Source organism: Rhizobium sp. Rhizsp42 (assembly GCF_047304155.1).
Classification (GTDB): domain Bacteria; phylum Pseudomonadota; class Alphaproteobacteria; order Rhizobiales; family Rhizobiaceae; genus Rhizobium.
Window position 1 is genome coordinate 1 of the sequence record NZ_JBGLYS010000186.1, and the last position, 247, is coordinate 247.

Annotated in this window: 1 pseudogene; it reads left to right on the forward strand. The window is 63.2% G+C overall.

The annotated features are described in order from the left end of the window. A pseudogene (locus tag ACCD05_RS32025) lies at positions 1-247 on the forward strand (ubiquinol oxidase subunit II); the annotation flags it as partial.

Below are 247 nucleotides of genomic sequence, written 5' to 3' on the forward strand. Positions count from 1 at the left end.
CTCCGGCGACATCGCCAATCAGCAGGGACGCCTCATCGTCGTCTCCACCGTGCTGATGCTGATCATAATCATCCCGGTGATCGCCCTGACCGTCTTCTTTTCCTGGCGCTACCGCCAGTCGAACAAGGAGGCCACCTACAGCCCCGACTGGGACCACTCGACCCAGCTCGAACTGGCGATCTGGGCGGCGCCGCTGCTCATCATCATCGCGCTGGGCGCCATCACCTGGATCAGCACCCACACGCTC